Here is a 17,287-nt window from a genome sequence, read left to right on the forward strand (position 1 = left end):
TCGGCAGTAGATGGGCGGGCTCATCGTCTGTTCCTGCCGCCGCCGGCCTTCAGCGAGGCGTCGTGGTTGGCCTGGCGGAACTCATTGCAGATGACCACCACGTCCGCGCCGTCTCGCCGGTGAACTGGCATGGTGTGAAAGGGCAGGTCCGAGCAATCGTCGTGGGCCTTCTGGCATGCAGAGCAGCGACCGCCCTTGGGGTAGTAGTTCGTCATGGTGTCACCCGCTTGAACGAGATTGCCCAGACCCAGGGGTTGGATTCCCAGTCACCGCCGGTCGACTCCCAGAGCTCACGCCACTGGCGTCTCAGGTCGCACTCTGCGTCGTATTCGCGCAGGTTGGTGCTCAGGCCTTCGGCGATGATTTGCTCGACGGTGATGTCGTGCAGACGCTCGGCGCGCACGTCGGTGATTTCCAAACGGATGCGGCACGCCTCGCGAGGCATGTGAATGCTTGGGCGCCACTTCAGGCCGAAGTCCTTACGGGCCTCATCGCTGGCTGAGCCAGGCGGCGAGTCAGCTCCATAGGCATACCGCTGGAGCGGGCTGTCAGGCGTCGGTCTGTGCTCAACACCGGTGCCTCGCAGATCCATCCAGGTCTCGCGCACCCAAAGCCTCTCCCAGCGCCGGCCGTACGGGGTTTCGCCGTACATGGTCAACTCATCGGCGCAGGTCTGCTCTGTTTCGCCGAAGGCGGCGAAGCCCCATCGAGGATGCTTTTGGGCGATTGCTATCCAGTTGAAGCGCGGCTCGCAGTCAGGCTCGCTCCTCTTTTTCGGGATCTGCCAAGTCGGCAGCAGGCGGCGCGTTACTGTCTTCTTACCGTCGAGAATGGCGCGCACCATGGGGCCGGAGAACAGGATCGGACGCGCCCTCTCGCTGAACGGCACGCGTGGTTCCGGCGGTTTCGCCAGGGCGGCGATGCAGCGCTTGCAGGTGGCATTCTCCTTCTTGTGGGTGCCATCCCACTCAAAGTCCTCGTCACCGGTGAATCCGCAGGCTGAGCTGGCGTAGTACTCGCCGCTGATGTCCTGGCCCGAGGACGTCAGGTAGTGGAGTTTTCTGGGCATGGCTGATCCTTCGCCGTAGTGGCGCTATGGCATGGAGTGGGGTAGGTCGCGCAGCGAAAATGCGCGATGAAAATGTGTGTTAAAATATCGCTTTACAATCAATTGGAGTTGATGTATGGCGACAATCAAAGAAGTGGTTTTGGAACTGTGCGCTGACGACCTCATGAACGGCGCAGGCAGCGTCCATGGTCGAATTGTGCGAGTCGCAGAGTCTGGCGTTTATCAATGCTGCTCGGATCGTCACGTCTCTCGCGTTCCATTTCCTGACCAATCATTCGGCAGCCTGGACGAAGCCCGGGAGGCGCTGATCGATTACTGGCTGGTCTGCGATCGGAAAACCACTGAAGGCCCTTACTACTGGTCAAGCGTTACCTGATCACACCACCCTGCAATGCCACGACTGCGCATAGGCCACCCCGTCGATGATCTCCGTGCCGGTGATCACCAGGGCGAGGGTGGCCATGCCGTGTACCTGGACGTCGTAGAGCGTCGGTAACGTCGGCATCCCACCCATCGTTTTCAGTATCTCGGCGACCAGGGAAGGCCTGCCCATTGGTGAGCGCTCATCCATGCGGATGTACACGTCGCCACGGATGGGCTGGACGTTCTTCATCTTTCGGTCGTCGATGGGTTTGCCCTTGAAGCGGAGGCGGCGGATGTCGAAGTGCATGGCTAATACTGGATAAATAAACAGTATTTTGCGCGTGCACCTCGATTGAGTCCAGAGCCTCAGGCCAGGCGGTCGAGTTGCTGCTGGATCCGGCGCCCGATCCAGCGCACCACCGGAATCGCCTTGCTGTTGCCAATGGCCTTGTAGCGCGGGCCATCCGGGCATTCCTCAGCAGGCTTCCCGCGCCAGGGGATCAGCGTGTAGTCGTCGGGCATGCCCTGGAGGCGCTCGCACTCTCGTGGCGTCAGTCGGCGAACAGACGACCCAGAAACCAGGGCTTCACTGCCGCCTCCGGCGTCGCCGCCTTTGGCGCGCAAGCAGGGCATCCCATCGCCGTAATCGCTGATCCCGCGAAGGGCGGCGACAATCGGTTGCCCGCGCCCGGTACCGTCTTCACTGGCATCAAAGCCTTCGGCCTTCAGGGTGTGGGTGATCTCGCCGGTGATGCAGACGGCAACCTGGCCGCCCGCATTGGCGTGGCTGTCCCCATGCCCCATAGCCCGCAGCGTCGGTGCCAGTTCTCCAGCATCTGCGCCGTAATCCTTGCAGCTGAAGGCGAGCACCGCATTTTCCTGGCCGTGGTTGCGGCCCAGCGGATGAGCCAGGCTGCTGAGGACGTCCGGGTCTTGAGTGCCATGTACCACCAGCAGGCCCGACTCGGCATCCTGACTGGTTGCTGAGCCTGCTGCCTTCCCATTGGCCTGGAGGGTTCCCGCCACCAGGTGGTTGGCCTGGGCGTGTGTGACGTCGCTTCCCCGATCCGAGCCGCGCAGGGTGCCGGCGGTCATAGGGATGTCGTCCATGCTGTAGCCGCCAGCCTTTCGTGATCCGCCCGCCAGTGTCGGAGCCACGCAGAAGGTCTCCGAGGCGAAGTCATTCCGGGCGCCGTGAGCGGTGAGGGCTGGCGCCTGGAACAAGGAACCGCCCTGGTTCTCGCCACCGAAGGCTGGTTGGCCAGCTGTCACGCTGACAGCCGGACCTTCTTCTCCCTCGCAGGCGGGGCATCCGAACTGGCCGAGCTGCTCGTCGAAGACGTATCCACATCCGCACTGGAGCGCAGGGCCGAAAGGAGCGTGTCCGGCAACGTCTTGCCCCTCGCCTCGGCGCGGCGGAGTATCCCGGCGCACGCCTTCTGGCTCAAAAAGTACCGCAGCGGGATCGAATCCAGCTCGAGCACTTGCGACAACGAACACACGGCGGCGTCGTTGGGCCAGGCCGAAATATTGGGCATCCAGCACCCGCCATGCGGCTGTTCGCGTGGGTCCATACACACAACCAGCGTCCGTCCATTTGCCCCCTGCCGGCTGCAGCGCGTCGGATTCGCCCACCAGGGCGCCGAGGAAGCAGCCGAACGCATTGCCTTTGTCGGAGAGGACACCGGGGACGTTCTCCCAGACGACGATGGAGGCGGGCTTTCCCGCACGGGTTCTAACAAGGTCAGCTGCATCTGCGAGCTCCACGTACTTGATGGTGAGGGCGCCGCGCGGGTCGGCCAGGCCTTCGCGCATGCCGGCCACGCTGAAGGCCTGGCAGGGCGTGCCGCCGACCAGGACGTCCGGCGCCTTGATGCTGCCCACCAGCACCTGGCGGGCGAGCTTGGTCATGTCGCCCAGGTTGGGCACCTCCGGCCAGCGGTGCGCCAGCACGGCGGAAGGGAAGGGCTCGATCTCGGCGAACCAGGAGGCGCGCCAGCCCAGCGGGTGCCAGGCCACGCTGGCGGCCTCGATGCCACTGCACACCGATCCATAGGTGATGGTCATTCCTCTCTCCTAGAAGTCGCTGATCTCGTCGAGCGCTTCCTCGACGGCGGTGAGCAGTTGTCCGTGGTGCATGTGCCGGAAGTCCTTTAGTAGACCGCGGACCCGGCGAATCGCGTCGTGCAGGTCGCTGGCGTCATCCGCGTCGTCCACAGCGCTTTCCAACTGGCTCTCCAGGTCCTCGACTTCGTTCTTCAGGGCATTGATCTCGTGGAGATACGTGCCACGGAACTCGACAGACCGGCGTGCCAGTTCAGCTGCTGCGCCGTCATCGATGCCGGCGTAGTGCATAAGTTCTTCGTCACTGCAGGCGTGTACTGGAAGTCCCATGGCTTTCTCCAGGTCGAGCGATGCCGTGCCGCTGGTGCGGCTGGCGGGTGGGATGGGGAATCAGGAGGCCGGGCGAATGGTTCGGACGGTGCCGGGAGCGCGGGTGATCAGTCCCTTGCGCTCAAGGGCGTTGAGGCGGTCCTGCACTGCGTTGGTGTTCACCTCGGCGAGGTTCGCCAGTTCCGCCACGGTGGGCGAGTAGCCTTTCTCCTTGATGTAGGAGCGTATGTGCTGCAGGGTTTCGGCCTGCTTGGGGGAGGGTGTCAGTCGCGCCATTCGTCGCGGGCCTCCTGCAGGTCTTGAAGCCGGCACTGGCTGATGCCCTTGGCGTGAACCCACTGCGCCACGTTTTCCGATACATGGATTTCGTGGCGCGGTACGCGAACCCGGTGGGCGGAGTGCTGTTGCCCAAGCATGTGGGTTTCGTGAATGAGTTGCTCGACTACGGCAGCCAGGTTGTCGGTGCCGCGCCACTGCGCGATCTCGTCCAGCATGGCGCGGGTGCCTGGGCGTAGTCGGTGGCGCAGCCACTCGGCCGGCTTACGCGTGCAGGGGCTGGCGCTCGCAGCCACTGCCGCCGAGAACTCAGCGCCCAGGGCATGAGTGTTGATGATCAGGATCTGGATGGCCTCGGCCTTCTGGCTAAAGCCATGCCACAGCATGATTTCGGCGAGTGCTGCGTCCGTACCCTTGATGACACGGTGCCGCAGTTCGATCTCTCCGAGTTCCTTGCGTTTCGCAGTGGCGTCGTCGTCCCGCTCTCGCTGGGTCTTGGCCATGGTCATTCATCCGCCGGATCAGGGAAGTGAAGGTTGAAGGCCTTGCACACCCGGTTGAACGCTCGATAGCCGATACCAGAGCGCATGCAGGCCTGACGCTTGGTGAGGCCGATCTTCAGAAAGGCCCGCAACCTTTCGGCGAAAGCCCGGTCGCGGTTCTCTGCGGCGACCTGGGAGGATGACTTGGCCGGAATGAAGACGATGTCGTACTCGCGGCCGATGGTTCGCAGGGTGGTGAGCCCGATGCCGAGGCGGATGGCGATCTGCCGGGCGTTGGTCGTCTTGGCCAACTCCCGCACCTCCGGAGCCAGGGCAGCGCGCTTGGCTCGCTGACGATCCGCCAGCGTCATCGGCATTTCCTTCACTGGCTTCGGCGCCTTGGCTGCCTGTGGCGCACGCTTCGAGGCGCGGGGCGCTGGTTCAACTTCACGGCGCGAGGGCAGCGGCTTGGCTTCCATCGGCGCTGCTACGTCGATCCGTCCACCGGCGGCCAGGAACTGCTCGATCTGGGCGGCCAACGTTGCGCTGGTACGGCTGTTCGCCTCCACGGCGCTGAGTTCATGGCTGATCATGATGATGGTCCTGAAAAAGAGGGGCCCCGAAGGGCCCAAGGCTTTCGCGTGCTCGGTTACCGTGCGGCGGTGTAGGCGCCGACGGGTTGTTCTGCTGTCCACTTGCCGGCCAGGCCACTCGCGCCCATCCAGGCGGTGAAGGTGAGGAGGGCCAGCATGTAGGCGATGAAGATGCGTTTACGCCTTGCCATGCTTCACCTCACGCAGCCGCTTACCTGCGGCCACCAGGTCGCCCTGGGTCTTGAAGCCAAGCTGCTGCAACTCCTCGATGGTGTAGCGACGTTCCTTGCTCATGGCGGGTCCTCGCGGTTGCGTGGAGTGGGAATAGGGGATTCGGCTCTGTCGCCACTGGCGCCGCTACCAGCTAGCGGGAAGGCCGCCATTCAGCGGGCCACCTGGCTTCCGGTTTACTTGCACAGCCGCGCGCTTTGGTCCGGCCGGGCATAGGAGGCGGCTGACCTGCGTCTGATGTTTGGCGCGCTAACGCTGCTGCATGCCGAACCGGCACGGAGGGAGGGAAAGGGGTGGGCAGGCGGGGCGCTACTCCCGCTATCTCCAGGCCAACGGACACCCGCACTGGGGCCGATACAGCCTTGCTCTCTGCGGCACGGTCGCATCCGTGTTGGCCCGCCGATTATTTTTCAGCCAGAGGCCTTATCCCCTGGCAACTGCGACCTCCGGTTTTCTGAGTGCGCTCGGAGCCACGTTGCGCTGCGTGTCTGCTTCCACGCCGCTGCCCATAAATCGTTGCCCCTGGTGCCCAGGCGAGGCCCACCTGCTCGTTGCTGCGCTCGGCGTCATGCGTTGCGCGGTGGCGCCCCGTGTCGTTACCGCGGGGTTACTCTTCGTCAGGGTCAGGCTGCCAGCGCTTCACCTCGTAGGCGAAGGCTGTCCACTTCTTCTGTTCCACTTCACTCATGTCGGCCCAGCGAGGCGCTTCGTCGCGAGTGGTCGCCTTGCCACCCAGGAAGGTCACACTTCCGCAGTTGCTGCCGGTGTCTTCGTCGGCATAGCGAATCTCGATTGTTGCGTCTGGGAACTGCTCGGATACCTTCAGCAGGATCGGCTCCGGAAAGGACCAGGCCGTATCGAATCGCGCTGTTCCGGCTTCCTGATCCACCGTCTGGTCATAGGCATTCCACTTGGTTCCCCATTTAGCTCTGGCGAACTCCATGTTGTGCAGGTAGCCGGTGGAGCGGTGGTTGCGAAGCATCTGCACGAACTGTTCAAAGCTCTCATCGGAGAGTTGATCGAGGGTCGTGCGATCACGATTGCCCGCTTCCAGCGAGGCGATCAGCGGATGCTCATCCAGAGGCTTGCGCCGCACGACATCGGCTAGTGTTTCCGCATCGCAGGAAATGCCGTTCCAGGGGAATTCCCCGGCAAACGGGATGATCTTGCTGAAGTCGATGCGTCCTTCCTCGTTGAGCATCCAGGCAATCACCTCTGGGGTTGCCTTAATTTCGGTTGTGACATGGTTTGGCATTGCCGTTCCCTCAAGGTGATTCGGTTGGTGTGCATCCCAATGCGCCCTGTCGCCAAGGCGCATCAGTGATGCATTGCTCGCGATCGGCGACTGGCTGATCACGCTTTGCCGCTGCTGCTCCGGGTCATTCGCACGGTTCGGTATGGCCTCGTCTCCCCTTCAGCCCCTCAGTTGGCCTCTGGATCGAACGCCGGTCGCCGGTGCTGGGCAGCGGTGTGTTCGGTATTCGCTGGTTTGTTAAAGAGCGTTCGGGTTGCCCCAGGCCTCTCGGCCCTTTCACTGTCCGGGGGAGTCGATCCCCCGTCCGTTGAATGCAAATTAGCAAACGCTAATTTGAGTGGTCAATAGCAAATGCTAAATTTACTTTCGAGGGGGAAAAGAAAGCCCGCTCGTGGGCGGGCTTTGGGGAGGGGGAGGTTAGAGCTCGTTCTCGACGTACCAGGCTAGGTGGGCGCTTCCGTCTGGTCGTGGCGTGATGGTCACAACTTCGGCGTCCCGGATCTCCTCAATGAGGCGGTCCCAGTCGCTCTGTGATTCGTGGGGCTCGCGTCTGATGACCACCTGGTGCTCAGCTTGGGCGAGCCGAGAGTGGACTGCGGCGTGGATGCGGCGGGTGAGGGCGGCGTAGGTTTTGGCGGATTGATGGTCAAGGGAATGCGCTTCCATGGGGGTTCCTCCTTGTGCTGTATATCAATACAGTATTTGTGGAGGTTCTCAGGTTCAAGAGTTCCCTGACCAAGCCGAACTTCACCTGTAAACTTCTTGCGCACATTCGCCCTGGAGATCGCCATGTCCCTGAACCTTGCCAACATGCCCAAGGATGACCGCCAGGTCATTGAAGACGAGAAGTCCCGCCTGTTTGAGTTCTGGCAGCTGAACCTGGAGCGTGCGAAAGGGGAGGCCGGGAAGATCTGGTTGGAGAAGGACAGGCGTAAAGGAAAGTGGCAGGACTGGGCTGCCGAGCAGATCGATGCGCTCAACCCGCCGGAGTACCAGAGCCTGGTGAAGCGAGAGCTGGCGCGGATGGGCTGAGCCCAGAAACGACAAAGCCCGCGCGAGGCGGGCGTTTGTCGGCGGGACGATCCTTCAGCGTCTCTCCCTGCTTCCTTGCTGGGTTTTCCGAGGTCAAGGTTAGGGCAGGGCCCCGGCCTGACTCTATCGGAAAATCCTGCTGAGACTGTCAGAGGGAGAGGATGGATGAGTCAAATCTTTCCCCTAGAGTGCCTATCGATTCCATCCAGTTGTGAATCCCAGCTTTCTCAATAGAAGAAACGTATTGCAGTGTGAAACTCCAACGTCAACACATACGTCCGGAACCTTCCGGTTCGCTCTCTTTTTACTCGGCTTGGATACTTCTTCTGTCACGACTACGCGATTTTCTGGGTCAATTACCCCATAAGCAACGAGAAAGGGGTCTCGCCCAACCTGCTCGATCTCGGTATCAGTCAGGTCAGGCGCGTAGCCAGCGTCCAAAATATAGCGAACAGCTGATATATCAGGGCTTTCATTCAAGATCAGCGCTTTCTCCACCTCTGGCTTCTTCATCCATTTGGTGAGCAAGTCCTCCTGGCCTCCGCGTACCTCTTCGAAGGTCTCAATTGGCATCTTGATGAGGCCGTACTCTCCAGCATGAATTAGCCAGTCCCAAAACTCCGGCACCATGTCGACCGGGTAGTACTTGTTATGGGCGTTGATGAGGACGTTGGCGTCTAGCAGGTAAATTGTCTGAGTCATCGGGTGCCCACCATGCTAGCTACATTCCCTGGGCTAACACCGAGCACTCTTCCTGCTTTGGTCGGGGTGAGAACTCCCTCATCCACGCCTCTTCTAACCAAGTTCACCAAAGCGGCCCCTGCCTTGTGTCGCTTCACTGTGTAATAGTCCGGACCTGTTTTCCCGGCGCTCTTCTGCTTCAATTTCTGCTGGTCTTTGTCAGCCTTCCACAACTCCCTGAATCTTTCCGTGGCCTGCTGCCAGTTTTCCTTGGAGATAGATCCTTTCTGCCAAAGCCTGTAAGTGACCATGGCGCTACTTATTTTTCGTTGGCGCGCAAAATCACCAACCAAAACAACGAACTCTTCAAGGTCTTTGGCTCTTGGTTCGAAATTGGCTAGCTCTTGCTTTGGGAGTAGTATCTGGCTGGCAATGTCGTTGCAGTACTTCTCAGTTCTTTGCTCTGCATAAGATCCACTAATCCCGCTCTCGCCCAGGCAAATATGAGCCATCTCATGAAGGAGCGTGAAAGTCCATGCAGACTTAGCGTCTTGGTCATTGATTGCAATGAAGGGCGCGATTTTGTCAGACAGGGCGAAGCCGCGGAACACTTCCGTACTGACATTGGAATGGTGACTTCCCAAGTTTCCAGTCAGAAGAACGAATACACCGGCGCGTTCTGCCAGACCTCTGGCATAAGTGAATGAATCTTCAATGGTGCGCTTTTGTCGGAAGGCGCCAAGGTCAAATCCAAGAATTTCTACAACTTTCTGGGCGAAGCTTTCTATTGGGAGGTCGATGGAAAGCGCACCAACGTATCCGCGCGGATCGGCCTCTTCAGCATCCTCAAGGGCCTCACTCACCAAGCGCTGCCGCACATAAAGATCTCGGACCAATGCGTCAAGCGTTCCCTTGTCCTCAACTCTGCGCTCTTCGGGTAGGGTTCTAAAGTCCTCCCCGCGGTCACCTATTCTTGGCGGCTGGGCAAGGTAGAAAGTCAGCAAGGGCCGATGATAGGTCTTCGCCATTTTGAGCAGAAGCGGTCGTGTGGGGGCCTTCGCGCCGGTCTCATACTGCAGCAATGCTTCTGCACCGGACAGGCGTTTACCTCCCAAGCTAAGGGCTTTTCCGGCCTCTTCTGGGCTTAGGCCGGCAGTCTCTCGAGCCCACACAATAACTGCTGGGTTAACTTGTTCCATGGTCGTAGTGATCTATTGAGCTGCCATCCATCCTCGGATGTACTGAGCGTGCGCCTTGATAAGGAGGCGCGCAAGGTGCCTCTCTTACGCTTGTGATGCAATCCCTTACATGCCAACTAGAGCTTCATCTTCGCTTCTTTCACCACCCCAATAATCCGGCAGTTCCCGTTGATCGGGATTATCGGATAGGAGGGATTCAAGGGCTTCAGGTAGAGCTGGCCGGCATCGCTGACCAGCTTCTTGAAGGTGGCTTTCTCGTCACCCTCCAGCTTGGCCACCACCAGGTTCCCGGGCTGCGCCTCGATGCCGGTGTCCACTAGGATCAGCATTCCCTCGGCGATGCTGGGCGGCGTGGGGGAGGTCATGGAGTCGCCTTCCACTTCCAGCCAGAAGGCCGGCCCCTTGGCCTTGTAGTCGGTCAGTTCTGCACGATCTTCGGCGCCAGGCTCATAGGGTTGGATGGCTTCACCCCATCCGCCAGCAACCACGCTGCTGACCACCGCGTACCGGTAGTAGCGCGTAGGTTGGGATGCTGGGCCTAAGCTGCTGTAGTAGTCCCGCGCGACTGTCTCGACGGTTTCTTCGCGCACGACTGGAGAGACCAGGCGGCCGGGACAGCCGATCTTGTCTTCCATTTTCTTGGCGGCTTTCTCACCAAGGCTCCTATGTCCATTCAAGACCTGGGACAGGTATGAGGGGTCAAGGTCGTGCTTTTCAGCAAACTCCTTGAGGGTGCTTGAGCCGATCAGCTCCTTGAGAGCTGCGATGCGCATGATTCGAATGTCCATTTCCCAATAGTGATTTCCGGTTAGCAAACAGTAAATTACGGAATGCTATTGCTGCTCCAATTAGCAATTGCTAATCTGCTCTCGACAGGAGGGCACTTATGCAACTGCGCGACTTCATCAAGGGCATGACCAAGGACCAGCTCGAGTCCTTTGCAACCGCCTGCGCCACCACCGTCGGCCAAATCAAGCAGGTCGCTTACGCCAAGCGCCGTGCTGGTGAGGGGCTGTCCATCAACATCGAGCGAGAGTCCAACCGTGCCGTGACCTGCGAAGAGCTGCGGCCAGACGTTGACTGGGCGTACTTGCGCGGCACGCCAGCCCCAAAGGCGGCGGCCATGGAGGGCGGGAAGCATCGGATCAGTGCTCCAGCCATTTGACGCTCGACGACCGCTTGCAGCTGGTCGAGATCCACCTGAAGTCGTTGCTCGATGAAGTCCATGAGGCTCGCGAGGAGTTGGCAGAACACGAGAAGCCCGATCACGACGACAACCCCTCGAGCTGAACCTCGAAGGCACGCATCACGGGGCCATCCCAGTCGGTGCTGATGATTTCTACGCGGGCCAGGTCGGCCTGCTGCTGTAGATGAGCCGCCACTGCCTTCCGCATTGCTGGAGTCAACGAGAAGAGCAGGGCGTTGAGTTGGGCCTGCAGGGCCAGGACTTGGCCTTGCAGATGATGGATAGATGGCTGGCGCATGGGGTGACTCCTTCCGCTGGCCCCGACAACAGGGCCTCCTTCGATGGGGGCCAGAGTAGGACCAGGAGCGCAACGTGAACACGTCCAATCCAAGACGCACCAACACCCGTGATCAGGTCCTGCGCGCCTATGCCCAGGAGCAGATCGCCCGCACGAGCCTGAGCCAGGACGACTTCGCCCAGGCGCTGAGCCGAACCCTCCACCAGAAGTGCCACTCCACCGCCGACGTCGAGCGCGTGCCGGATTTCGAATCCGACCTGCTGCGCAACGACACCGGCGAGTTCATCAAGGCCACTGGCCGCTGGCTGAAGCGTGTACAGCGCCTTCTGAGCGGCGAGCAGGAAATGCCCTGCTGGATGGAGGAGGGCTGGGTGGCAGCGCTGGAGCCGGAATGGCGCGACCGCTGCATCAATGAGCTCGCCTCCCGTTACGGCCTGACCGGGGCGCGCTCGCAGGATGGTGAGTTCTGCCCAGCCACTTCGTTCGGTCGCCTGGTGAAGCACATCGGCGGAGCTGTCGAGGCCTGCAGCGCCATCCTGGCCGATGGCCAAGTAGATGCGAATGACGCTGCTGAGTTGCCAGGGGCGATTCACGAGCTTCGATCGATGATCGCGCGCGCTCATGAGCTGGAGAGCCGCATGGTCCGTGAAGCCAAGAGTGCCGGCGCAGTTTTGACCACGCATTAACAACAAAGCCCCGGCGGAGTGGGGACTCAGAACCGGGGCTTTGGACACAGGAGGCAGTATGCACATGCAGAGCACCACCATCAATCCCGCGCCACGTTTTCCCGAATCGCAAAACGTGGCGCAAGCAACCATGAGTTCCCGCGAGATCGCCGAACTGACGGGCAAGCAGCACAAGAACGTCATCCGTGACATTCGCGAGATGCTGGAGGCCCTCGTGAAAGATGGCTCAGATGTGAGCCATGCCCTGATGGACCTGGACTCCCGCGGATACACCAGCAATATCCACCTCAACCGCGAGCTGACCGAGACGCTTATCACCGGCTACAGCATCCCGCTGCGCCATCGGGTAATCCGTCGGCTGCATGAGCTCGAGGGCCGCACCATCGGCACGATCGCCACGCCTCAGTCCCTGCCCGAGGCGCTGCGCCTCGCCGCCGACCTGGCCGAGCAGATCGCCGAACAGGCGCCGAAGGTCGCCGCGCTGGAGCGCCTGCAGGGCGCGGCCGGAACCCTGTGCCTCACCGACGCTGCCAAGCACCTGGGCATCTCGCGCCATCGCCTGATGGACTGGCTCCAGCAGAACCGCTGGATGTACCGCCGCGCCGGTACCAGGCCCTGGATCGCCTACCAGCCCCGCCTCGAGGCCGGCCTGGTGAAGAACAAGGTCACCGTCATCGGCACCACTGACGAAGGCGACGAGCGCTGCGCCTCGCAGTTCCGTATCACCGCCAAGGGCCTGTCCGTGCTGGCGCAGAAGATCGCGCAGGGGGTGCTGTGATGGCTGGTGACTGGATCAAGATGCGCACCGCCCTGGCTGACGACCCGGCCGTAATTTGCATGGCGGATCGCCTGGGTATGGATGAGTTCTCCGTGGTGGGTCGCCTGCACCATCTGTGGAGTTGGGCCGACAAGCAGTCACGCGACGGTCACGCTGATGGCGTGACAGGAAAGTGGATTGACCGTTACGTGCAGTGTGACGGGTTCGCTCAGGCGCTTGTGTCGGTCGGCTGGCTGGTGCTGGGCGACGACGGAATCGAGTTCCCGAACTTCGACCGCCACAACGGCGAAACCGCCAAGGCACGCGGTCTGGCGAAGAATCGTCAGCAGAAGAAGCGGGCAGGTGTCACGCCCCCAAAGGGACAACTGTCACGCCCTGAGCGTGACGACAGCGTGACCAGAGAAGAGAAGAGTAAGAACTCTCTCTCTGATGCGCGCGAGCCTGTTGTCGATGGCGCCCCCTTCGAGATGTTCCTGGAGTGGACCCCCGAAGAGCGAAAGCTCAAGGCAATGGCGTTCAGAGCTGGGCTCACCATGGACGCCTTCGCTGCCGAGGGTATCGCCACCTTCGTGATCCACCACCACGCGAGCCATGTGGCAAAGACCGAAGACGAGTGGCTGGCTTCCCTTGTCACCTGGCGCCTCCGCGACAAGGCCCATGCCGCCGGGAAGGTCACGCCGCTGCGCGCTGCGAAACCAGGTGCGAGCGAAGTCGACTTCGAAACCAATGGTTGGCTCGCCGGGAGTACGCACTGATGGACCGCGTTCAAGACGTCGTCACCCGCGTAGCAGGCCGTCCAATGGTGCCGATGGTACCCGACCTGAGCACCCTTTCCGCCGAAGCCCGCACGGCCGTCGAGGAGTTGATCAATCGACTGTTCCGCGAGATCCGCACCGCTCGACCGGCATGGCGTCAGGCCTGGCCGTCGACTGAGGTGCTCGAGGCTTCGAAGAAGACCTGGATCACTGCCTTCCTGGAAGCTGGCATCACCGATTGGGACAGCCAGATCGCGTTCGGCCTGCAGGCGCTTCGTGGCGAGCCGAGCGACTTCGTGCCGGCCCCGGGCAAGTTCGTCACCTGGTGCCAGCCGACTCCCCAGGCCCTGGGTCTGCCCTCGCTGGAAGATGCCTACGCCGAGGCACTGGCGAAAACCCATCCGAGCATGGCGGGCGTAGCGCGCTGGAGTTGCCAGGCTGTGTACCACGCCGCCGCCCGCGCTGGCTTCAGCACCCTGCAGCAACTCGGCCGCTCTGATGGTTTGGCTCTGCTGGAGCAGAAGTACGTCCTGATCCGTCGAGCCCTAGCGCGCGGCGAGCAGCTGCCCGCGGTTCCGGTTGCTGCGCTGCCCTCGAAGCCCAGCAGCACCCCTGAAGTGGGCAATGACGCCCTCGCCGCAATCCGCAATCGCATTGGAGGTCGCCGTGGCTGACCAGATTCGTATCCGTCCCGTTCGTGACGCCAACGGCCACCAGTTGCTGGGTCATTGGGAAACCGCGTGTGGCTACCTGGTGCTGCCTTGCCGCTCGCTCGCGGGCGGATTCGCCAAGGGCGTGGCCATCATCCGTCCTCAGGACGAGGCGCCATTCGCCTATTTGGGGGGCGAGCAGGAGGCGTACCTGCTGATTCAGGCCGACAAGGCGACCAGCGGGGTATCGGCATGATGCAGGGTCGCAACGTTACCCAGGCGCAGAAGGACTGGCACCACATGCTGGTCAACGGCGTTGGCTGCATCGCCTGCCGCGTCGACACCGGCGAGTTCAACGACTTCTGCAGCATCCACCACATCGACGGCCGGTCGAAGCCGCACGCGCACTGGAACGTGCTGCCGCTGTGCGCCGCGCACCACCAGACCGGCGGGGAAGGCGTGGCCTTCCATCACAACAAGGCCCGCTTCGAGCAGCGCTTCGGCACCCAGCGCGAGTTGCTCGAGCGCTGCATGCAGATCCTGACCGAGGACGGCCACGACATCCCGGCTGGTTTCCTGGCCTGGCACGACGGGGAGGGCATCGAGGCATGAGCCGCGACTCCTTCAAGACCGTCGGCCAGGTGATCACCTGGTGGGTCAGTCGCATCGAGCAGAACCGTACCGTGTCGACCAGCTACCGCCGCACCATGGCCAGTCTGGCCAAGCGGCACCTGATCCCCCGTTTGGGTGGTGTGAAGCTGAAGCAACTGAGCCGCGCCGTGGTGGACGACAAGCTGGTCTGGCCGATGCAGCAGACCCACTCGCCGCACACTGCGCACAAGGCCCTGCAGGGCTTGCAGCAGTCGCTGGCGCTGGCCGAGAAGCAAGGGCGGATCGAGGTAAATCCACTGTCGGCCGTGAGCTGGAAGGACTTCTGGACCGGCAACCTGCCGCCGCGCCCGGCCGGCCTGCTGCCGGTGGCCATCCCGACCCTGCTGCCGCACATCTGCCAGACCCTGGAGCAGGACCCGGTGGCCGGCATGCTGGCGCTGATGATGCTGGCCCACGGTACCCGCATCGGGGAAACCTGCCTGGCGCAGTGGCAACACATCAGCCTGCCGGAGCGGGTGTGGATCATCCCGGCGCAGAACACCAAGACCGGCCAGGAACTGGTGGTGCCGCTGACCGACCAGGTGTGCGCGTTGCTGACCCGCTACCGCGAACTGCAGCACCCGGTTCGCCGCAACAGCCCGTGGGTGTTCGCCATGGCTGGCGGCGCCCAACTGTCCACCGCTCAGGCCTCTGCCCTGTTCCGCACCATGAGCCAGCGCCAGTGGAAGAGCCACGACCTGCGCAAGCTGGCCCGCACTGTCTGGGCGGAACTCGGCATCGACTTCCTGGTGGGCGAACTGATGCTCAACCACTCCATGGGCAAGTTGGCCAGCACCTACATCAAGACCGGCATCGACCAGGCCCGGCGCAAGGGGCTGGAGGCCTGGCATGCCTACCTCGACGAACGTGGTTTTGCCGAGGCCCACGGGCTGAAAAGTGCCGAAATAAGCTTTTCCTCGACTGCCGTTACGGCCTAGTGCGGCGCGGTCTGTAGCCGAAATTTAACTTTCTAAATGAGGTAGATGAAATGGGGTGTAAATGCGGCGGCTACGTCACCCAAGGCAGGGCAGGGGAGAAGGGCTCCTGGTGCGTTGAGTGCGGAACGAAGGTGTTCGATGCCGACGATCGGCGCTGCGGTGACTGCATCCACTTCATCCCCAGCAATGACGCTCTCGGGCTCACGGACGTATCTGGCGTCTGCGGCCGTCATCTGATGCGGGTCACGGCCTGCATGCACGTGACCTATCAGATATCCGAAGGGTCGTGCTGGAAGGACAAGCAGGATGTCCCGCGCGGCTTGATGGGTGACCAGTCATGACGTCGATGCGTAAGTACCAGGCCCTGGGGAGGCTGAAGGCCGGCGCGATGAACAAGACCGAGGCCGAGTACGACCGCCTGCTGGCTCGGCGAATGGCTGCTGGGGAAATCCTCTGGTACCGCTTCGAGGGGGTGAAGCTGCGCCTGGCGGACAAGACCTTCTACACCGCCGACTTCTTCGTGATGAACGCGGCCAGCGAGCTTGAGGTGCACGAGGTGAAGGGGTTCTGGACCGACGATGCCCGGGTGAAGACCAAGGTCGCTGCCGATCAGTACCCGTTCCGCTTCCTCGGTATCACCAAGGGCAAGCGCGGTGCCGGCTGGGAAATGGAGGAGTTCTGATGTTTGCCATGCAGAAGCTGGAGCGCTGCGAGATCTGCATGGGGAAGGGTTCATTCCTGGGGGTTTTCCATCGGATGGAGTGCGCCGGCTGCAACGGCGGCGGGTTTGTCACTCCCGATGGCCAGCCGCTGGAGTACCCGGCGCTGGTTCAGCAACTCCGTCTACGCCTGGCTATGTCGGGCAGCGAGCGCCGGATGATGCAGGCGGCGCTAGAGAAAGCTGGGCTTTGGCCGCTGGCCGGGCCGGGTGATGACTACGCGGGACGCAATAACCGCCGCGGGGCTGGCGGATCACATTACACAGGGGATTGAGGGGGAAGCCATGAAGATCGAAGCGACCGAGTTTCTGATGGAGCAGTACGGGCTTTGGGTTTGGCGTGACAACGGGACGCCGCGCTGCTCTTCACCCTTGCTCGCCCTGATGCTGCGCAACCCGGCCAACCAGAAGCGCTATAGCACAGTGACGCCGGCGATCAGTGATGATCGCGCGCTGCAGGTGGACTCATTCTTGGCAGGCCTGGTGAAGGGCGACCCAGACGCAGTGCGCAGCATGACGCTGTACTTCGTCCACGGGCTGACCTATCGGGAGGTGGGGCAGCAGATGGGGAGGAGCTACGCGGACGCCAGGATGTTGGTCCGGGCCGGGTTGTCGGCCATCTCTGCCTGCTTCCACATGCAGGCCTTGCAAGCGGCCTGAATAAATATCCAGCCTGGATATATTGACAGTGATTATTTTCGGTCGTACAGTTTGAGTCATCTTGCGGTTTTGCCGCTTAGGCGACTCGCAGTACTACACCAAGCCCGGCCATTGAGCCGGGCTTTTTATTTGGAGTTGCCATGACTCTGGAAGCGCGGATTCGCCGTTGGTACTACCACGCCGAACGCCAGGGCAAGGCACTCGACAGCATCCTGATTCACCCGGACGACTACTGGCGCAATCGCGATCTACTGCGGTTCCTGCCGATCCGGGTGATCGGGCTTAGCGCCAGCTCTGCTGACCGCAGGGCTAACTCCCACCCGCCGCATGGTGGGTTTTTTCTTTCTGCATTGCCCGAGCTGTGATCAGCTCCGGAGGTGCTCTTGAGGATT

General features: G+C 61.8%; 30 protein-coding genes. 15 read left to right on the forward strand and 15 right to left on the reverse strand.

All coding sequences use genetic code 11. The annotated features are described in order from the left end of the window. Positions 1 to 20: 20 nt before the first annotated feature. Together E8E95_RS05600 and E8E95_RS05605 are read right to left on the reverse strand one after the other, a co-directional pair. Entirely contained in the window at positions 21 to 215 is a 195-nt protein-coding gene (locus E8E95_RS05600) for a hypothetical protein (RefSeq protein WP_280348822.1), read from the reverse strand. Further along, the gene (locus E8E95_RS05605) at positions 212 to 1,069 is read right to left on the reverse strand and encodes a hypothetical protein (RefSeq protein WP_280348824.1); all 858 of its coding nucleotides are present in this window, start codon (positions 1,067 to 1,069) and stop codon (positions 212 to 214) included. Before E8E95_RS05605 ends, E8E95_RS05600 begins: the two co-directional genes overlap by 4 nt. Before the next feature lie 115 nt (positions 1,070 to 1,184). Between E8E95_RS05605 and E8E95_RS05610 the strand changes: the two genes are divergently transcribed. Continuing rightward, positions 1,185 to 1,445 (forward strand): hypothetical protein, encoded by a 261-nt coding sequence (locus E8E95_RS05610; protein ID WP_280348826.1) that lies wholly within the window; start codon positions 1,185 to 1,187, stop codon positions 1,443 to 1,445. Here E8E95_RS05610 and E8E95_RS05615 read toward each other — a convergent pair whose 3' ends face one another. The 9 genes from E8E95_RS05615 to E8E95_RS05655 all read right to left on the reverse strand — a co-directional run bounded on the left by E8E95_RS05615 (position 1,446) and on the right by E8E95_RS05655 (position 7,329). Then, complete coding sequence (locus tag E8E95_RS05615) at positions 1,446 to 1,739, reverse strand: hypothetical protein (RefSeq protein ID WP_280348828.1); 294 nt, start codon at positions 1,737 to 1,739, stop codon at positions 1,446 to 1,448. A 59-nt stretch (positions 1,740 to 1,798) separates the two neighbouring features. Continuing rightward, on the reverse strand, positions 1,799 to 3,499 hold the full coding sequence (locus E8E95_RS05620) for a DNA cytosine methyltransferase (protein WP_280348830.1): 1,701 nt from the start codon (positions 3,497 to 3,499) through the stop codon (positions 1,799 to 1,801). Positions 3,500 to 3,508: 9 nt separating this feature from the next. Next, positions 3,509 to 3,826: a hypothetical protein gene (locus E8E95_RS05625; RefSeq protein WP_280348832.1), complete on the reverse strand. Its 318-nt coding sequence runs from the start codon at positions 3,824 to 3,826 to the stop codon at positions 3,509 to 3,511. Between the two features lie 60 nt (positions 3,827 to 3,886). Further along, positions 3,887 to 4,102 (reverse strand): GntR family transcriptional regulator, encoded by a 216-nt coding sequence (locus tag E8E95_RS05630; RefSeq protein ID WP_280348835.1) that lies wholly within the window; start codon positions 4,100 to 4,102, stop codon positions 3,887 to 3,889. Continuing rightward, on the reverse strand, positions 4,090 to 4,605 hold the full coding sequence (locus E8E95_RS05635) for a hypothetical protein (RefSeq protein ID WP_280348837.1): 516 nt from the start codon (positions 4,603 to 4,605) through the stop codon (positions 4,090 to 4,092). Before E8E95_RS05635 ends, E8E95_RS05630 begins: the two co-directional genes overlap by 13 nt. 2 nt (positions 4,606 to 4,607) lie before the next feature. After that, positions 4,608 to 5,177, reverse strand: coding sequence for a hypothetical protein (locus tag E8E95_RS05640; RefSeq protein WP_280348839.1), 570 nt, complete (start codon positions 5,175 to 5,177; stop codon positions 4,608 to 4,610). Positions 5,178 to 5,233: 56 nt separating this feature from the next. Beyond that, complete coding sequence (locus E8E95_RS05645; RefSeq protein WP_280348841.1) at positions 5,234 to 5,368, reverse strand: hypothetical protein; 135 nt, start codon at positions 5,366 to 5,368, stop codon at positions 5,234 to 5,236. A 647-nt stretch (positions 5,369 to 6,015) separates the two neighbouring features. Continuing rightward, positions 6,016 to 6,765 carry a hypothetical protein gene (locus E8E95_RS05650; protein WP_348532572.1) on the reverse strand — a complete coding sequence of 250 codons (750 nt, stop codon included), beginning with the start codon at positions 6,763 to 6,765 and terminating at the stop codon, positions 6,016 to 6,018. 315 nt (positions 6,766 to 7,080) lie between these two features. Continuing rightward, on the reverse strand, positions 7,081 to 7,329 hold the full coding sequence (locus E8E95_RS05655; RefSeq protein ID WP_280348842.1) for a DUF1654 domain-containing protein: 249 nt from the start codon (positions 7,327 to 7,329) through the stop codon (positions 7,081 to 7,083). A gap of 123 nt (positions 7,330 to 7,452) precedes the next feature. On the opposite strand from E8E95_RS05655, the gene E8E95_RS05660 reads away from it, so the two are divergent. Beyond that, the gene (locus E8E95_RS05660; RefSeq protein ID WP_280348844.1) at positions 7,453 to 7,695 is read left to right on the forward strand and encodes a hypothetical protein; all 243 of its coding nucleotides are present in this window, start codon (positions 7,453 to 7,455) and stop codon (positions 7,693 to 7,695) included. A 192-nt stretch (positions 7,696 to 7,887) separates the two neighbouring features. On the opposite strand, the gene E8E95_RS05665 is transcribed toward E8E95_RS05660, so the two are convergent. The 3 genes from E8E95_RS05665 to E8E95_RS05675 form a co-directional block, all read right to left on the reverse strand. Further along, positions 7,888 to 8,397 carry a DUF4411 family protein gene (locus E8E95_RS05665; protein WP_280348846.1) on the reverse strand — a complete coding sequence of 170 codons (510 nt, stop codon included), beginning with the start codon at positions 8,395 to 8,397 and terminating at the stop codon, positions 7,888 to 7,890. Further along, entirely contained in the window at positions 8,394 to 9,575 is a 1,182-nt protein-coding gene (locus tag E8E95_RS05670; protein WP_280348848.1) for an XRE family transcriptional regulator, read from the reverse strand. The genes E8E95_RS05665 and E8E95_RS05670 overlap by 4 nt, the downstream gene beginning before the upstream one ends. A 116-nt stretch (positions 9,576 to 9,691) precedes the next feature. Next, positions 9,692 to 10,348, reverse strand: a complete 657-nt coding sequence (locus E8E95_RS05675; RefSeq protein WP_280348850.1) for a LexA family transcriptional regulator — start codon at positions 10,346 to 10,348, stop codon at positions 9,692 to 9,694. Positions 10,349 to 10,461: 113 nt separating this feature from the next. Between E8E95_RS05675 and E8E95_RS05680 the strand changes: the two genes are divergently transcribed. After that, positions 10,462 to 10,740 carry a YdaS family helix-turn-helix protein gene (locus E8E95_RS05680; RefSeq protein ID WP_280348852.1) on the forward strand — a complete coding sequence of 93 codons (279 nt, stop codon included), beginning with the start codon at positions 10,462 to 10,464 and terminating at the stop codon, positions 10,738 to 10,740. A gap of 100 nt (positions 10,741 to 10,840) precedes the next feature. Here E8E95_RS05680 and E8E95_RS05685 read toward each other — a convergent pair whose 3' ends face one another. Next, positions 10,841 to 11,059 (reverse strand): hypothetical protein, encoded by a 219-nt coding sequence (locus tag E8E95_RS05685; RefSeq protein WP_280348854.1) that lies wholly within the window; start codon positions 11,057 to 11,059, stop codon positions 10,841 to 10,843. 74 nt (positions 11,060 to 11,133) lie between these two features. Between E8E95_RS05685 and E8E95_RS05690 the strand changes: the two genes are divergently transcribed. The 12 genes from E8E95_RS05690 to E8E95_RS05745 all read left to right on the forward strand — a co-directional run bounded on the left by E8E95_RS05690 (position 11,134) and on the right by E8E95_RS05745 (position 17,260). Further along, a complete protein-coding gene (locus tag E8E95_RS05690; RefSeq protein ID WP_280348856.1) occupies positions 11,134 to 11,745 on the forward strand; it encodes a hypothetical protein in 612 nt (203 codons plus the stop codon). Between the two features lie 130 nt (positions 11,746 to 11,875). Further along, the gene (locus E8E95_RS05695; protein WP_280348963.1) at positions 11,876 to 12,523 is read left to right on the forward strand and encodes a phage regulatory protein/antirepressor Ant; all 648 of its coding nucleotides are present in this window, start codon (positions 11,876 to 11,878) and stop codon (positions 12,521 to 12,523) included. Next, a complete protein-coding gene (locus tag E8E95_RS05700; RefSeq protein ID WP_280348858.1) occupies positions 12,523 to 13,278 on the forward strand; it encodes a DnaT-like ssDNA-binding domain-containing protein in 756 nt (251 codons plus the stop codon). The genes E8E95_RS05695 and E8E95_RS05700 overlap by 1 nt, the downstream gene beginning before the upstream one ends. Beyond that, positions 13,278 to 13,952: a replication protein P gene (locus tag E8E95_RS05705; protein WP_280348860.1), complete on the forward strand. Its 675-nt coding sequence runs from the start codon at positions 13,278 to 13,280 to the stop codon at positions 13,950 to 13,952. The genes E8E95_RS05700 and E8E95_RS05705 overlap by 1 nt, the downstream gene beginning before the upstream one ends. Next, the gene (locus E8E95_RS05710; protein ID WP_280348862.1) at positions 13,945 to 14,184 is read left to right on the forward strand and encodes a hypothetical protein; all 240 of its coding nucleotides are present in this window, start codon (positions 13,945 to 13,947) and stop codon (positions 14,182 to 14,184) included. The genes E8E95_RS05705 and E8E95_RS05710 overlap by 8 nt, the downstream gene beginning before the upstream one ends. Further along, positions 14,181 to 14,540, forward strand: coding sequence for a Ref family recombination enhancement nuclease (locus tag E8E95_RS05715; RefSeq protein ID WP_280348864.1), 360 nt, complete (start codon positions 14,181 to 14,183; stop codon positions 14,538 to 14,540). The genes E8E95_RS05710 and E8E95_RS05715 overlap by 4 nt, the downstream gene beginning before the upstream one ends. Beyond that, positions 14,537 to 15,517 carry a site-specific integrase gene (locus tag E8E95_RS05720; protein WP_280348866.1) on the forward strand — a complete coding sequence of 327 codons (981 nt, stop codon included), beginning with the start codon at positions 14,537 to 14,539 and terminating at the stop codon, positions 15,515 to 15,517. The genes E8E95_RS05715 and E8E95_RS05720 overlap by 4 nt, the downstream gene beginning before the upstream one ends. 50 nt (positions 15,518 to 15,567) lie before the next feature. Beyond that, on the forward strand, positions 15,568 to 15,858 hold the full coding sequence (locus E8E95_RS05725) for a hypothetical protein (protein WP_280348868.1): 291 nt from the start codon (positions 15,568 to 15,570) through the stop codon (positions 15,856 to 15,858). Further along, complete coding sequence (locus E8E95_RS05730) at positions 15,855 to 16,199, forward strand: DUF1064 domain-containing protein (RefSeq protein WP_280348870.1); 345 nt, start codon at positions 15,855 to 15,857, stop codon at positions 16,197 to 16,199. Before E8E95_RS05725 ends, E8E95_RS05730 begins: the two co-directional genes overlap by 4 nt. Next, complete coding sequence (locus E8E95_RS05735) at positions 16,199 to 16,510, forward strand: hypothetical protein (RefSeq protein WP_280348872.1); 312 nt, start codon at positions 16,199 to 16,201, stop codon at positions 16,508 to 16,510. The genes E8E95_RS05730 and E8E95_RS05735 overlap by 1 nt, the downstream gene beginning before the upstream one ends. A 10-nt stretch (positions 16,511 to 16,520) precedes the next feature. Next, a complete protein-coding gene (locus tag E8E95_RS05740; protein ID WP_280348874.1) occupies positions 16,521 to 16,895 on the forward strand; it encodes an antiterminator Q family protein in 375 nt (124 codons plus the stop codon). Between the two features lie 140 nt (positions 16,896 to 17,035). Next, positions 17,036 to 17,260: a hypothetical protein gene (locus E8E95_RS05745; RefSeq protein WP_280348876.1), complete on the forward strand. Its 225-nt coding sequence runs from the start codon at positions 17,036 to 17,038 to the stop codon at positions 17,258 to 17,260. The last annotated feature ends 27 nt before the right edge of the window (positions 17,261 to 17,287 follow it).

This window comes from Pseudomonas sp. BN414, from assembly GCF_029871275.1.
Lineage (GTDB): Bacteria > Pseudomonadota > Gammaproteobacteria > Pseudomonadales > Pseudomonadaceae > Metapseudomonas > Metapseudomonas resinovorans_C.